This window comes from Pseudomonas sp. St386 (assembly GCF_018325865.1).
Taxonomy (GTDB): Bacteria; Pseudomonadota; Gammaproteobacteria; order Pseudomonadales; family Pseudomonadaceae; genus Aquipseudomonas; species Aquipseudomonas brassicacearum.
This window is the reverse complement of record NZ_AP021900.1, coordinates 3,538,987-3,553,466: the sequence shown is the minus strand read 5'-3', so window position 1 is coordinate 3,553,466 and position 14,480 is coordinate 3,538,987. Positions and strand designations below refer to the sequence as shown.

At 61.4% G+C, this 14,480-nt stretch carries 14 protein-coding genes; 2 read left to right on the top strand and 12 right to left on the bottom strand.

From position 1 onward, the window contains the following. Nucleotides 1–51: 51 nt before the first annotated feature. The 9 genes from KI235_RS15595 to KI235_RS15555 form a co-directional block, all read right to left on the bottom strand. Nucleotides 52–1,392: an MFS transporter gene (locus KI235_RS15595; RefSeq protein WP_013693372.1), complete on the bottom strand. Its 1,341-nt coding sequence runs from the start codon at nucleotides 1,390–1,392 to the stop codon at nucleotides 52–54. Between the two features lie 55 nt (nucleotides 1,393–1,447). Continuing rightward, the gene (locus KI235_RS15590; RefSeq protein WP_003201890.1) at nucleotides 1,448–2,209 is read right to left on the bottom strand and encodes a 1,6-dihydroxycyclohexa-2,4-diene-1-carboxylate dehydrogenase; all 762 of its coding nucleotides are present in this window, start codon (nucleotides 2,207–2,209) and stop codon (nucleotides 1,448–1,450) included. Nucleotides 2,210–2,219: 10 nt separating this feature from the next. Next, a complete protein-coding gene (benC, locus tag KI235_RS15585) occupies nucleotides 2,220–3,242 on the bottom strand; it encodes a benzoate 1,2-dioxygenase electron transfer component BenC (RefSeq protein ID WP_003201888.1) in 1,023 nt (340 codons plus the stop codon). Between the two features lie 10 nt (nucleotides 3,243–3,252). Beyond that, nucleotides 3,253–3,741: a benzoate 1,2-dioxygenase small subunit gene (benB, locus tag KI235_RS15580; RefSeq protein WP_003201887.1), complete on the bottom strand. Its 489-nt coding sequence runs from the start codon at nucleotides 3,739–3,741 to the stop codon at nucleotides 3,253–3,255. After that, nucleotides 3,738–5,114, bottom strand: coding sequence for a Rieske 2Fe-2S domain-containing protein (locus KI235_RS15575; protein WP_027913073.1), 1,377 nt, complete (start codon nucleotides 5,112–5,114; stop codon nucleotides 3,738–3,740). The genes benB and KI235_RS15575 overlap by 4 nt, the downstream gene beginning before the upstream one ends. 83 nt (nucleotides 5,115–5,197) lie before the next feature. Further along, on the bottom strand, nucleotides 5,198–6,166 hold the full coding sequence (locus KI235_RS15570) for an AraC family transcriptional regulator (protein ID WP_003201884.1): 969 nt from the start codon (nucleotides 6,164–6,166) through the stop codon (nucleotides 5,198–5,200). Between the two features lie 101 nt (nucleotides 6,167–6,267). Further along, nucleotides 6,268–7,173 carry a catechol 1,2-dioxygenase gene (catA, locus tag KI235_RS15565; protein ID WP_212795141.1) on the bottom strand — a complete coding sequence of 302 codons (906 nt, stop codon included), beginning with the start codon at nucleotides 7,171–7,173 and terminating at the stop codon, nucleotides 6,268–6,270. 61 nt (nucleotides 7,174–7,234) lie between these two features. Next, nucleotides 7,235–7,525 carry a muconolactone Delta-isomerase gene (gene catC, locus KI235_RS15560; protein ID WP_212795140.1) on the bottom strand — a complete coding sequence of 97 codons (291 nt, stop codon included), beginning with the start codon at nucleotides 7,523–7,525 and terminating at the stop codon, nucleotides 7,235–7,237. A 29-nt stretch (nucleotides 7,526–7,554) separates the two neighbouring features. Next, nucleotides 7,555–8,676 carry a muconate cycloisomerase family protein gene (locus KI235_RS15555; protein ID WP_212795139.1) on the bottom strand — a complete coding sequence of 374 codons (1,122 nt, stop codon included), beginning with the start codon at nucleotides 8,674–8,676 and terminating at the stop codon, nucleotides 7,555–7,557. A gap of 102 nt (nucleotides 8,677–8,778) precedes the next feature. Here KI235_RS15555 and KI235_RS15550 point away from each other — a divergent pair, with 102 nt between their 5' ends. After that, complete coding sequence (locus KI235_RS15550; RefSeq protein ID WP_027913068.1) at nucleotides 8,779–9,645, top strand: LysR family transcriptional regulator; 867 nt, start codon at nucleotides 8,779–8,781, stop codon at nucleotides 9,643–9,645. 1 nt (nucleotide 9,646) lies between these two features. On the opposite strand, the gene KI235_RS15545 is transcribed toward KI235_RS15550, so the two are convergent. Continuing rightward, complete coding sequence (locus KI235_RS15545) at nucleotides 9,647–10,528, bottom strand: LysR family transcriptional regulator (protein ID WP_003201875.1); 882 nt, start codon at nucleotides 10,526–10,528, stop codon at nucleotides 9,647–9,649. A 152-nt stretch (nucleotides 10,529–10,680) separates the two neighbouring features. Here KI235_RS15545 and KI235_RS15540 point away from each other — a divergent pair, with 152 nt between their 5' ends. Continuing rightward, nucleotides 10,681–11,889 (top strand): MFS transporter, encoded by a 1,209-nt coding sequence (locus KI235_RS15540; protein ID WP_003201872.1) that lies wholly within the window; start codon nucleotides 10,681–10,683, stop codon nucleotides 11,887–11,889. A gap of 20 nt (nucleotides 11,890–11,909) precedes the next feature. On the opposite strand, the gene KI235_RS15535 is transcribed toward KI235_RS15540, so the two are convergent. Next, the gene (locus tag KI235_RS15535; RefSeq protein WP_212795138.1) at nucleotides 11,910–13,229 is read right to left on the bottom strand and encodes an MFS transporter; all 1,320 of its coding nucleotides are present in this window, start codon (nucleotides 13,227–13,229) and stop codon (nucleotides 11,910–11,912) included. Next, the gene (gene argE, locus KI235_RS15530) at nucleotides 13,226–14,467 is read right to left on the bottom strand and encodes an acetylornithine deacetylase (RefSeq protein WP_212795137.1); all 1,242 of its coding nucleotides are present in this window, start codon (nucleotides 14,465–14,467) and stop codon (nucleotides 13,226–13,228) included. The genes KI235_RS15535 and argE overlap by 4 nt, the downstream gene beginning before the upstream one ends. Nucleotides 14,468–14,480: the final 13 nt, after the last annotated feature.

The following is a 14,480-nucleotide window of genomic DNA, read 5'->3' as shown; positions in this document are numbered from 1 at the left end:
TCGACAGCTCATGGGCCCGCCGTCATGTCGTGCGGGCTATTACGCTCGGTGTCAGGCTTTTACCGAGGGCGCTTCAAGCGCAGCAGGCAGGGCGCGACGTTCGTTCAGGGCGAAGGCGGTCATTGCCAGCGCCGCAATAGCGCCCGGAATGGCAAAGGCCATGAAGTTCAGTTGCAGGGGCAATTCGATCCCCATCAGTGCGCCGCCCAAGAGCGGGCCGACGATTGCGCCGTTGCGACCGATTCCGGAGGCCCACCCCAGGCCCGTGGAGCGAATGTGCAAGCCATAAAGCTGTGCGGCACCGGCGTACAACAGGATTTGCGTGCCGATAGTGGTAGCGCCGGCGATGAAGATGAGCAGGTACAGCACCGGCATCGGGCTATTGATACCCAGCAAGCTGATGGAGAGTGCGGCAGCAAGAAAGAACCCGATCATGACCTTCACCAGATTCAGCCGATCCCCAAGCCAACCTCCCAGAATCGCGCCTGCCATGCCGCCAAAATTCAGGGCCAGCAAGAACGTCAGGCTTGAACCCAGGCTGTAGCCGGAGTTGGCCATCAGCTTGGGCAACCACGAGCTCAATGCGTAGACCATCAGCAGGCAACAGAAAAACGCTACCCAGATCGCCACCGTTCTTACACCGAGGCCATTCCTGAACAGCTCCAGTACGGATGCGCCCTTGCCCTTGGTTTCATTTAGTTGAAGCGTGTCTTCGACGCCGATTTCATTCCCTGGCGCCAGGCGCTCAAGCAGCGTACGCGCCTGTTCGGTGCGGCCCTGGCGGATGAGAAAGCCAATGGACTCCGGGAGGTAGTGAAGAATCAACGGCAGAAGCAACAATGGCAGGGTCGCGACGAAGAACATCGACGACCAACCAAAACGCGGCAGCATGAAGATACCGACACCGGCCGACAGCATGCCGCCGAGGGAATAGCCGCTGAACATCAACGCAACCAAGGTGCTGCGCATTTTTTTCGGCGCGTACTCGTTCATCAGCGCGACCGCGTTGGGCATCAGCCCGCCACATCCAAGCCCGGCGATGAAACGGCACACGCCGAACTCGCCGGGCGTGCTGGCGAAACCATTGATCACCGTCGCCGTGCTGAACAGCGCGAAGCAGATGGCGATGCCTTTCTTGCGGCCGATCTTGTCGGCCAGACTGCCGAATGCCAAGGCACCGAACATCATGCCAAACAGTGCATAGCTGCCCAGCGCGCCGGCCTGTAGAGGCGTCAGCCCCCACTCCTTCATGATCGCCGGCAAGACCACGCCGTAGATGAACAGGTCATAGCCGTCAAAGATCAACAGCAAGGCGCATAAGCCCATGACCAGCCAATGGAAGCGCCCGAAACGGGCGTTGTCGATGATCGAATGTACGTCGATGGTCCGCATGGCTTTACTCTCATTATTTTTGTTGTGTGTGAGAACCGTATGTACTGCCGCAGCGTCAGCCCAGGTCGCCGCCCCCTACCGGCAAGGTCACGCCGGTGATGTAGGAAGCCTCATCCGATGCCAGGAACAGAATGGCGCCGACTTGCTCATCGAGGGTCCCGTAGCGTTTCATCGGGCTGCTGTCGATGGTCTGATCGACGATTTGCTGGTACCAGACCCGCTCCTGCTCGCTTTGCGGCTGACTGTTGCGAGGAATGCGGCGCGCCGGTGCTTCGGTGCCGCCGGGGGCCGTGGCGTTGACCCGGATGCCGCTGCCGGCGGTTTCCAGTGCCAGACAGGCAGTCAGCGCATTGACGCCGCCTTTGGCCGCGCCGTACGGAACGCGATTGATGCTGCGCGTGGCAATCGATGAAACGTTGACGATCGCGCCGTTACCCTGTTCGAGCATGTAGGGCAATACGCTGTGGCAGCACCACAGCGTCGGGAACAAGGAACGGCGTACTTCGGCTTCGATTTCATGTTCGGCGTAGTGCTCGAACGGTTTGGCCCAGATCGTCCCGCCAACGTTGTTGATCAGGATGTCGATACGCCCGAAACGCGCCTTGGTCGCGGCCATTACCTGCGAGCACTCCGCGTACTGCTCCAGGTCAGCCGTCAAGGTCAGCGCATGTTCATGCTGCAGTTCGTGGACCAGTTCAGAGCGGTCGACGGCAACGAGCAACGCGCCCTCCTCCAGCACTCGCTCGGCGACACGCCGACCGATTCCCTGGGCCGCGCCGGTGACCAGCACGACCTTTTCGTTGAAACGTGGGTTCATTTCAGTGTCCTCAGGCGGCGTCGCCGGTGACGATTGCGTTGGGCGTGAACTTCTCGTAGTGGAAGCTGGCCGGGGTGACACCTTGTTCCTTGAAATGCCGGCGTACGGCATCAACCATCGGCGGTGGCCCGCAGAGGTACACGTCGACATCACCGTTGTTGAGCACGGCTGGCGCCATGTGCTGGGTGACATAGCCTTGGCGAGGATGAGCGGTTCCGGGGTCCGCCACGCAGGTCACGAAACTGAAGTTCGGCAGGCGCGCGGCGAAGGCTTCCAGGGCCTCGACCATCACCAGGTCCTGATCGCGAGTCACACCGTAGATCAGCGACACCGGCTGGGTTTCTGCGCGTTCGGCGAGCACCTCGAGCATCGACAAGAACGGCGCAAGCCCGGTGCCGCCAGCCAGGAACAACAGCTGCCGGGTCACTTCACGCAGATAGAAACTGCCCAATGGCCCGGTCATGGCGACGTTCTCGGCTTCCTGAGCGCGTTCCAGCCAACCGCTCATCAGGCCGCCGGGGACATGCTTGATCAGAAAACTGGCGTGCTTTTCGCCTGGGCGGCTGCTGAATGAGTACGAGCGCGTCTGGCCGCTGCCCGGCACCTCGATGTTGACGTACTGGCCTGGCAGGAAAATCGGCGCCTGGTCCAGTTCGAAACTGATTTCCAACGCCGCATCGGCATGCCGAGTAATGCCGGTGACGCTGGCAGCGAACCGGGTGGTGCCGGTCTTGCAGGCGCTGGAAGGCACCGGCACGGCGATGACGCAGTTGGATTGCGGCACCATCTGGCAGGTCAGGACTTGCCGTTCCTGTGCTTCGTCCTCCGTCAGCGCATCGTCGATGTACTCGTCGCCCAGATCATAGGCGCCGGTCTCGCAGCGGCATTTGCAGGTGCCGCAGACACCGTCCGAGCAATCCATGGGCAGGTTGATACGTTGGCGAAAGGCGGCATCCAGCACCTTCTCACCCACTTTGCAGTCGATGAAACGGGTCACCCCGTCTTCAAAATTGAGGGCTATGGAGTACGTCATGGCGCTGTCCTCAGATGTGATAGATGTCGATGACCTGATGGATGTAGTCGTTTTTCAGCACCACTTTCTTGCGCGTGATCAGCGGCTGTTCAGCGCTGATGTCCAGGCGATAGAAAGACGTGCCGAAATACGTATCCGTGGTCTTGTAGCGATGGCTGAGGGTTTGCCAGTTGAAACGCAGCTCCACGTGCCCGGCGTCTTCAGCCAGTACCTCGAGGTTGGTGATCAAATGCACGGTTCGCGGCTCCGGCGTGCTGGCACTGGAGCGTTCGGTCTTGATGCGGAAAACTCGGTCTTCCAGGCCGTCGCGGCTGGGGTAATACACCAGCGAAATCTCACTCTGCGGGTCCTGCGTCAGCGTGTCGTGGTCATCCCACGCCGGCATCCAGAACTCGACCTTGGGCGAGTAGCACTCCAGCCACTCGTCCCACTGGCGATCATCCAGCAGGCGTGCTTCGCGGTAGAGAAAAGCCAGCAGGCTGTCACGGGAAATGCTCACGAGCGCACCTCCTTGTCGGTGGCAATCAGGCCTTGTCGCTCCAACTCAATCGCTCGTTGCAGGCTGGCGGCCCAGTGGGCGTGCTGACGGACGAACAACCCCTCGTCCTCGGTTTTCACCCCGCTGAGCTGCGGGTTCATGCCCATGGCGCGTGCATTTTCGTCAGCCCCCTCGATCCACTGCTTTGCGCCGCGGCTCAGGTCATTCCACAAACTTGTCGCCCCCTGATAACCGGTCTGGCAGGCACGGAACTCTTCCAGGTCGTCCGGCGTACCCATGCCACTGACGTTGAAAAAATCCTCGTACTGGCGAATGCGGGTCGTGCGCTCCCGGGCACTTTCACCCTTGGGCGCCATGCAGTAGATCGTCACTTCGGTCTTGTCGACCGCGAGGGGCCGTACCACGCGGATCTGCGTGGAGAACTGGTCCATCAGGTAAACGTTGGGGTACAGGCAGAGGTTGCGGGTCTGGTCGACGATGAAATCGGCACGCTCCTGGCCCAGGCGCTCGGCGAGGGCCTCACGGTGCGCATGCACCGGACGCACTTCGGGATTGAGCAGGCGGGTCCACAGCAGGATGTGCCCATGTTCGAAGGCATAGACGCCGCCCAGGCTCTTCGACCAGCCATTGGCATCCACGGTGCGGGTGCCTTCGGCTTCATAATTGCGGCGGCCCATGGTTGCCGAGTAATTCCAGTGCACTGAGCTGACGTGATAGCCGTCGGCACCGTTCTCGATCTGCAGTTTCCAGTTACCGTCGTAGGTGTAGGACGAACTGCCGCGCAGCACTTCCAGCCCTTCAGGCGCCTGGTCGACCATCTGGTCGATGATGACCCGGGTTTCGCCCAGGTAATCACTCAATTCCGGGACGGCTTCGCTGAGGCTGCCAAACAAGAAACCGCGATAATTCTCGAAACGGCCCAGGCGCTTGAGGTCGTGGGAGCCGTCGCAGTCGAAAGTGTCTGGGTAGGCGCCGGTCTTGGCGTCTTTGACTTTAAGCAGCTTGCCGGCATTGCTGAAGGTCCAGCCGTGGAACGGGCACGTGAATGAGCCTTTGTTGCCCTGCTTGCGTCGGCATAGCATGGCGCCACGGTGAGCGCAGGCATTGACCAAGCCGTGCAGCGACCCTTGTTTGTCGCGGGTGATAACGACGGGCTGACGGCCAATGTAGGTGGTGAAGTAGTCGTTGATGTCCGGCACCTGGCTTTCATGCGCCAGGTAGACCCAACCACTTTCAAAAATATGCTTCATCTCCAGGGCGAACAGTTCGGCGTCGGTGAAGATGTCGCGGCGGCAGCGGAAGACCCCGGTAGTGGGATCTTCCTGAACGGATTCGCTGAGTTGACGGGCGAGTCTGTCGAGCGTGCTGATCATGGGGTACCCTCGGTTGTTCTTGTATCAGGCCCCCTCACCCTACGTGTTCACTTGCGGCGTCAATATCCACGTACTGCAAATCGCTATCCGCCTGGCGCGGCCCGTTCACGCTGGCGCCGGCAAGTCTGCGAAGGCAGCTCGCCAAAGCGCTTGCGGTAGACCTCGGAGAAGCGGCCCAGATGCAGAAAACCGTGATCCAGCGCGACTTCGGTAACGCTGCGCGCTGTCGCGGTTTGCAGTTCGGCATGCACCCGCTCCAGCTTGCGTTGGCGCATGTAGTCCCTGGGCGAAAGGCCGACCTGGCGCTCGAACAGCGTATACAGCGAGCGCTCGCTGACCCGGGCAACCGCCATCAACTGTTCGAGACTGATGTCTTCGGTCAGGTGCTCCTCGATGAACTGCCGCACGCGGTCGAAGCCCGCACCCTCTTCAGGTCGCGGTGCGACTCTCAATACATTGTTTGCCAGCAACGCCAGCAACTTGTTGGCGACTATCCGCTCGTACAGGCACTGGACCTCACCTTGCGCCGCGTTCTCGGCCTCATGGCAGATCAACCCCAGCAGTTGCACAAAACCACTCATCTCTTTGAGCTCGTGGTGCTCGGGCACGAACCGGATCCCTTGCTGCGGAAGCGTCCAGTGCTGCTCCAGGCAGGCGTTTTCCAACAGCCTGACGGGAACTTTGACGATGAATTTTTCGCAGTCGGCCGAATACGTCAGGTCGACCGGGTCATCCGGGTTGATCAGCAGAATCTCACCGGCCCGCAAAACCTGCTCTTTGCCTCGGGCAGCGGATCGGCAATGCCCATGAAGCAGGATTTGCAGGTGATAGATCGTCTCCAGCGCCGTCGAGGTGACCCGCACCGGCGCGCCATAACTGATACGACACAAGTCCAGGCTCGAGAACGTACGATGGCTGATGCTCGCCTCGGGGCGGCCCCGCGGCGGTAGGCGAATGCAGTGACTGCCCACGTGCTGGTTAACGTAATCCGACACGGCATAGGCATCTGCACGGTCGAAAATCTGGCTGCGCTCACTCAATAACACGGTCATGTTGGCGCCTCTTTTTTGTTGTTCGCTCAAGACCAGGCTGAAGCCACAAAGCCCCCGTCAGCAATCGCTGCGGGGGCTTGGGTGTCAGGCGTAACGGTGAATCACACCTCCAGCGCTCGCACTCGCTCGGGACGGCTTTCGTCTTTGGGCGCAGCGGTTGGTTGAAGGACAAAATCGAACTCGATATCCGCCCGCTGGCCATTGGCATCGTCGCTGAAGCGAATCTCGGCGATCAATTCGTCGCGGGTTGCATAAGCAAAATCATCGTGCAGGTATCGGTCCCCTGCCAGGTTGATTTGCGTCGTCAGGTGACGATGTCCAGGCGCCGAAATGAAGAAATGAATGTGTGCAGGCCGCTGGCCATGACGCCCCAGCTGGTCAAGCAATTGCTGGGTCGGACCATCCGGCGGGCAGCCGTAGCCCGAGGGCACGATGCTCTGGAAACGATAGCGTCCTTCGGCGTCCGTCAGGATCCGCCGGCGCAAGTTGAATTCGGACTGCGAAGGGTCGAAATATGAGTAGGTACCGCCGGTATTCGCGTGCCAGACATCGACCACCGCGTTGACCAGGGGCTCGCCATCGGTGTCGCGTACCTGGCCGGTCATGAACAACACCGTGCCGGGGTCCTGGCCGTCATCGAGGCGGGCAAAGCGCTCCGACAGCGGCGCGCCGGCCACATACAGCGGGCCCTCAATGGTCCGTGGCGTGCCGCCGACCTGGCCGGCCTGTTCATCTTCGGCGTCCATCAGCATGTCCAGGTAATGTTCGAGCCCCAGCCCCGCGACGACCAGGCCAGCCTCCTGGCGGCGGCCCAAGTCGTTCAGGTAGTTGACAGCCTTCCAGAACTCTTCGGGGGTTACCTGAAGGTCCTCGATGAGCTTGATCGAGTCGTTCAAGACACGATGCACCACCTGCTTCATCCGCTGGCTCCCGGTGGGCTGGTCGAAACCGGATGCTTTCTCGAGGAATTGCTGCACTTCAGCGGTTTGGGAGATACGAACGGTCATGGCTTTTGCCCTCATCAGTATTATTTGTTCTTGTCGATGTCAGTACTGCGAATCGGTGAACTCAGCGGTCGTCGGCATGGATCGAAGATGGATGTCGGCACATCGGTGTCACGTCGATCTCCATGTAGGGGTACAGCGGCAATTGCATCAAGGTGTCATGCAACGCCTGGTTATCCGGCACATCAAACACACTGACGTTGGCGTAGAGCCCGACCAGGCGCCACAGATGACGCCAGGTGCCTTCGTGTTGCAGGCGCTGCGCAAGTTCTTTCTCGTCGGCCTTGAGCTGAGTGGCTGTTTCAGCCGGCATATCGGCTGGGAGCCTGACGGTCATGCGTACGTGGAAAAGCATCTCGTGGGTATCCTCTTGGCTAAGGCAGGTCAGCGGCGCGCAAAACGCGCAAGCCGTTGTTCATCCAGCTCGATGCCCAAACCGGGCGTGCGCGGGATCATGAGCTGAAAGTCCCGATAGACAGGCGGTTCCACCAGGATATCTTCGGTCAACAGCAGCGGTCCGAACAGCTCGGTATGCCATTCCAGCTTGTCCAGCGTGGCAAAGGCATGAGCGGCCGCCAGCGTGCCGACGCTGCCTTCGAGCATCGTACCGCCGTACAGGCCGATACCGGCGGCTTCGGCAATCGCAGCAGTACGCAACACCGCCCGGGGGCCGCCGGTCTTGGCGATTTTCAGGGCGAAAATCGAAGCGGCGCCCATCTGCGCAAGGGCAAAGCTGTCCTGGACCGACTCGATCGCCTCATCGGCCATCAGCGGGATCGGGCTGTGGGCACTGAGGCGGGCCATGCCCGGCCGGTCGTGCCGGGACAAGGGTTGTTCGATCAGCTCGACGCCAGCATCGGCCAACAGTCGACAGGCCCGTATGGCCAGCGCTTCGCTCCATGCCTGGTTGATGTCGACACGCACACTGGCGCGGTCACCCAGGGCACGCTTGATCGCCGCGACATGGGCGATGTCGCGAGCCGGCTCTGCGGCACCGATCTTCAGTTTGAAGTGCCGATGGCGACGTATATCGAGCATGTGTTCGGCCTCTTCGATGTCTCGGCCGGTGTCGCCGCTGGCCAGCGTCCACGCCACTTCCACACCGTCGCGTACGCGCCCGCCGAGCAATTCCGCCACCGGCAGTCCCAGGCGCTTGCCTTGGGCGTCGAGCAACGCGGTTTCCACCGCTGAGCGCGCAAACGTGTTGCCACGAATGCTCCGGTCGACCCGTTGCATGGCCACGTTGAGATTGCTCGCGTCTTGCCCGATCAACAGCGGTGCGAACCATTTGTCGAGGTTCACCTTGATGCTTTCCGGGCTTTCCCCGGCGTACGCCAAGCCACCGATGGTCGTGGCCTCGCCGACGCCGATGATGCCGTCACTGGAGTGGATCCGCAGAATGACCAGCGTCTGGCCGTGCATGGTATGCATGGCCAATTTGTGTGGCCTGATCGTGGGTAGGTCAACAATTTGGGTATCGAAGCGTTCGATGGTGACAGCAGTCATAATCTTTCCGTCGGCGTTGTGTTTGTTCTTGGGCAAAGATTGACGCTGAGCAAGCGCACCGTCCAATATTGAATAAGTCTCGCTTTATACCTTGGGGGTATCGTGGAGCTTCGTCATTTGCGTTACTTCCGGGTGCTGGCGCAAACCCTGAATTTCACTCGTGCCGCTGAGCAGTTGAACATTGCCCAGCCACCGCTGAGTCGCCAGATCCAGCAACTGGAGGATGAACTGGGGGTGGCGCTGCTTGAACGTTCCAGGCCGCTGAGGTTGACCGAAGCGGGTCGGTTCTTTCATGAGCACTCCAGCCAATTGCTGGAACAGCTCGTGCGCATTGGCGACGACACGCGTCGCGTCGCAGCAGGCCAGAAACGCTGGCTGGGTATTGGCTTTGCCCCTTCCACGCTATACGGCGCCTTGCCTGAGTTGATCCGTCAGTTGCGTAGCCTCGGCGATGTGGAATTGGGGCTCTCGGAACTCATCACCCTGCAGCAGCTCGAAGCGCTGAAAAGTGGCCGCATCGACATTGGTTTTGGCCGGATGCTGTTCGATGATCCGACTATCACCCAGGAAATCCTGCGCCAGGACCCGTTGGTCGCAGCCCTGCCGGCAGGTCACCCGCTGCTGTCGGGACCGGCCACCCTGGAGCAACTGGCAGCAGAACCTTTTGTCCTCTACCCGGGCACCCCGCGCCCGAGCTATGCCGACCACGTCCTGGGTATCTTCGCCGCACAGGGCTTGCGGATCCGGGTGGTGCAAACGGTGAACGAGCTGCAGACCGCCATCGGCCTCGTTGCAGCAGGCATCGGTATCACCCTGGTACCCGCCTCGGTGCAAAGACTGCACCGCGATGACATTGGCTACACCCCGCTGCTGGACAGCAGCGCCACTTCACCCATCGTCGTGAGCTACCGCGCCGGGGACGTATCGCCAGTGTTGCAACAATGCCTTGGGCTGCTCGCCAAGCGATGAGTCACTTGAACAATTCACTGCTCATGAAATCAATGAACACCCGCAGTTTCGGCGCCAGGTGCTTGCTTGAAGGCCAGAGCATGCGGAAGGTGCTCTGATGCCGATTGAAGTCATCGAGGACGGTGACCAGTTCACCGCTGGCGATGGCATCGCGCACAGTGAAGTCCGGCACGCAGGCAATCCCCAATGCATCGCGCACGACGTACAGCAACGCCTCGGTGGTGTTGCAGACCAGGGTCGCCGGCAAGTTGAGATCCGGCTGCCCTTCCCCGTTTATCGGCCAGACCTGCATCCTGCCAGTGCTGGGAAACTTGTATAACAGGCAGGCATGGCGCAGCAGATCCGTCGGCACCTGCGGCGTGCCGTGTTCGGCGAGGTACCGGGGCGAACCGACCACGACGAGCTTGAACGCGCCCAACGGGCGGGACATCAGCCGGGAGTCGTTCGGTTCTCCAGTCCGAATGACGGCATCGAAACCTTCCTCGATGATGTCCACCAGCCTGTCGGAGAAATCCAGGTCCAGTTCGATACTGGGGTAGCGGCGCATGAAGGCCATCAGCGTCGGCATGACCAGGTCTGCAACCAGTGGCAAACTCACCCGCAGTTTGCCCCGCGGCGCTTTGCGGGTTTCCGACAACTCCAGTTCGGCCGCTTCGACTTCGCAGAGAATACGCCGGCAACGCTCGAGGAAAAGCGTCCCTTCCGCCGTCAGCGTGATACTGCGCGTGCTGCGATGAAACAGCCGCACACCCAGCCGTTCCTCGAGCCGGGCGACGCTTTTGCCCACCGCCGAAGACGAAATGCCAAGCGCCCTGCCCGCCTCTGAAAAGCTGCGGGTTTCGGCCGCGCGAACAAAAAAATCAATCCCGCTCAGTGACTCCACGCCAGGCTCCCATTACGGACATTTTTTCCGATGTGTTGCGCACTCTAGCATTCTTGTCTCGCAAAGAAGGGGCCCTTACCGTAGTCGGCACTTATCAATCTGCGACTGACGCCGCTATCCGGCGGGCCAGAAGCGTTCCAAGCAGGTGACACATGACGATTGCCAATACCCATATCGACGCCGAGGCCGAGGTCGTTCAAGACGCTGCGCCGCTCCCCATCGGGTCACTGTTTGCCCTCGCGCTGGCGGCGTTCGTGACCATTCTCACCGAAGCCTTGCCCGCCGGCCTTCTCTCACAGATCAGCGAAGGGCTGGCAATTTCCGAAGCCCTCGCCGGCCAGTTGGTCACGGTCTACGCGATAGGTTCCTTGCTGGCGGCCATTCCCTTGACGGCCGCGACCCAAGGCATGCGGCGCCGGCCGCTCTTGCTGTTGGCCATTGCCGGTTTTGCCGTGGCCAATACAGTCACGACGCTTTCGTCCCACTATGGCTTGACGATCGTTGCCCGCTTGCTGGGTGGCGTATCGGCCGGGCTGCTCTGGGCCTTGTTGGCCGGTTATGCCGCCCGCATGGTGCCCGAGAGCCAGAAAGGTCGGGCGATTGCGATAGCCATGGTTGGTGCACCCCTGGCGTTATCCCTGGGCGTACCGGCCGGCACCTTGCTCGGCAATTTGATCGGTTGGCGGATGAGCTTCGCCATCATGAGCTTGTTCGCCGTCGCCTTGATGGTCTGGGTACGACTCAAGGTGCCTGACTTTCCCGGGCAAACCACCGGCAAACGCCTTGCCCTGGGTCAGGTCTTCACCCTGCCGGGCGTTCGCTCGGTGTTGTTCGTGGTGTTGGCCTTTGTCCTGGCGCACAACATTCTCTTTACCTATATCGCGCCGTTCCTGATGACGGCGGGCCTGGGCGAGCGGACCGACCTGGTTCTGCTGGTCTTCGGGGTCGCATCGTTGCTGGGCATCTGGGTCGTCGGCGTGCTGATCGATCGCCATCTACGGGCATTGACCCTTGCGAGCACGGCGCTGTTCGCCATCTCGGCACTGACGCTAGGTGCCATGAGCGACAGCCCTGCCGCGATCTACATCGCGGTAGCGGCCTGGGGAATCGCCTTTGGAGGGGCCGGGACGTTGTTCCAGACGGCGATCGCCAAGACGGCCGCAGAGGCAGCGGATCTCGCCCAGTCGATGTTGGTCACGGCCTGGAACGTCGCCATTGCCGGGGGTGGGATCGTGGGGGGCGTCCTGCTCGATCACCTCGGTGTCGTTGCGTTTGCGCCGGTCCTGGTCATTCTCCTGTTGCTGACATTGGCGGTGGTGTGGTCTGCCAGGCAGTGCGGGTTTACCCAGAGCATTCAATGAGGATCGTGAGTCATCTTCGCTCAAGTCTCATGCTCGGCGGCCAACGCCGGGGTGGCGCTTGCCCGGTATTTCGACAGGCTTATCCAGGCCAGCGGTATCGCGCTCAGGCAGGCCGCCGCAAACAGCCAGTGGGCCGCCGCCAGGGCATCGCCGCTCTGTCGGTAGATCAGGGTGATCAGCGCAGGCGTGGCACTGCCGAAGAGGGTCACCGATAAGGCGTAGGCCAGCGAGACACCCAGGGCCCTGACCTGCACCGGAAACAGCTCTGCCAGGGCTGCTGCAGCCGGCCCGGTGTAAAGCACCATCAGCACTGCCAGCCCACATTGGAAGCTGATCAGCGTCTGGAGACTGGGACTGTTGTTCAGCCATACGAACCCTGGGTAGGCACAGAGCGCGACCCCCACGGCACCGATGAGCATCACGGTGTAGCGCCCGATGCGGTCCGACAGCAGTGCCGTTAACGGACACAGCAGCGTGATGAGGCCGACCAGCACCAACCCCAGGTAGGCCTTGTTGCGCGGGAGTTCAAGCACCATCGATGCATAGGTCGGCATGAAATTGATCAATTGTGTCGCGACCGTCCAGAGAACGACGATCAGCACCCCCCTCACGAGGTTGGGCAGATAGGGGCGAAGGTTAGGCCCCTTCCCGGCCATCGCGTGCTTATCTTGATTATCGAGAAAGCGGCGCAGCGGCTCGCTTTCCTCGAGACTGCGACGAATTTTCAAGCCCGCCACCACGACCAGCAGTCCGAAGACATAGGGCACGCGCCAACCCCACTCATCCAACTGGGCGGGCGTCAGCGCGCTCGACAACAGACTCGCACTTAAACCGCATAGCAGGAATGATCCGGCTTGCGCCACCTGTTGGCTGGACGCAAATAACGCGCGGCGGTCCGCAGGTGCTGTCTCGACAAGATAGGCCAGCGCACCACCGATCTCTCCTCCTGCTGCAACCCCCTGCAATATGCGCGCGACGACAATGCTCAGCGGTGCCCACCAACCGATGGTCTCGTAGGTCGGGCATACGGCAATGATCAGGGTTCCGGCGCCCATCAGCATGATCGACAGCGTCAACGCGGCCTTGCGCCCCTGGCGATCGGCATAGCGCCCCATCAGCAGCGCGCCCAACGGCCGGGCCACGAAGCCGACGGCGAGTGCCAGGTAGGACGCGAGCAACGACATCAATGGATCGGATGCCGGAAAGAACGCTGCGGCGATCTGCAAGGCGAAGATCGCAAACAGGGTGAAGTCGAACCATTCCAGGGCGGCGCCCACGCTCACCGCCAGCACCAGTTTTCTGCGTTTGCGCCCCTGGCTATCCTGGGCTGTGGCGCTCATTGCGCACCCCCAGCGGGAAATGGAGGCAATGGCTCACAACGTGCCAGGCGGCGCAGGAACTGTTCACAGGCCTCAAGCTGAGCCAGGTCCACATACTCGTTCACCTTGTGCGCTTGCTTGATGCTCCCTGGGCCGCAGACGATCGTGGGGATCCCTGCGGCCTGAAACAGCCCGGCCTCGGTGCTGTACGCCACGCGTTGTCGGCCATGGGCCATTGAGCTAGCCTCGCGGACCCACTGCGCGAACGCCTGGTTGCCCTTCTCATCCAACCCCGGGGTGTGCAGCGTGTGGGAAAACTCGATGGACGCCGCCGCGGCGCGATCATCCATCTCACTGTGCATGGCCTGCTTGGCGTCGTCCTTGATCTGCACCAGCAGTTGCTCGGCATCGCAGCCGGGCAGGTAGCGAATCTCAAAGTCAAAGCTGCATTGACCAGGAATGACATTGCCAGCGACACCGCCATTGACCCGGCAGACCTGGACGGTGGTGTACGGGACATCAAACCCGCTATCCAGCGGCCCTTGTGAAAGCCGCCTGGCCACTTGCTGAAGCTGCATCTGTACCCGCGCGGCATAGTCGATGGCGTTGACCCCCTCGCTCGGCAACGATGAGTGCGCCACCTTGCCATGGACGCAGCAATTGATTTCGTGACGCCCCTTGTGGCCGATCACCAACGCCATTGAGGTCGGCTCGCCGACAATGCAACCGGCGGGTTCCAGCTGTGCCTGGGAGATGAATGGGGCCAGATGTTTCGCCCCCATCGCCCCCACTTCTTCGTCATAGGACAAGGCCAGGTGAAAGCTTTGTCGTGCAGACGCCATCAGCTCGGGAACCATTGCCAGCACCACGGCGATGAACCCCTTCATGTCCGAACTGCCACGACCGTAGAGCCGATCCTGATCCAGGTGAGCGCTGAACGGATCCTGCGCCCAGGCCTGGCCCGCTACCGGCACCACGTCAGTATGTCCGGACAGGATGATGCCCCCGGGGCGCGGCGGTCCGAGACTGGCAAACAGGTTCGCCTTGCGCCCGGAGGCGTCCGGCAGAATCCGGGCCTGTACCCCGAAGCCGTGCAGGTAACCGCTCACCCATTCGATGAGGTCCAGATTGGAGCGGTCGCTGACCGAAGGAAAACCGATCAAGGTTCGTGCGATTTCCAACGTGCGTGCCAGCACGCTGCGGCCGTCATTCGAGCACGCGTCTGCCGCCCCCTGCGCAAAGGCCAAGGAAAGAGTCATGGGATGCTCCAGC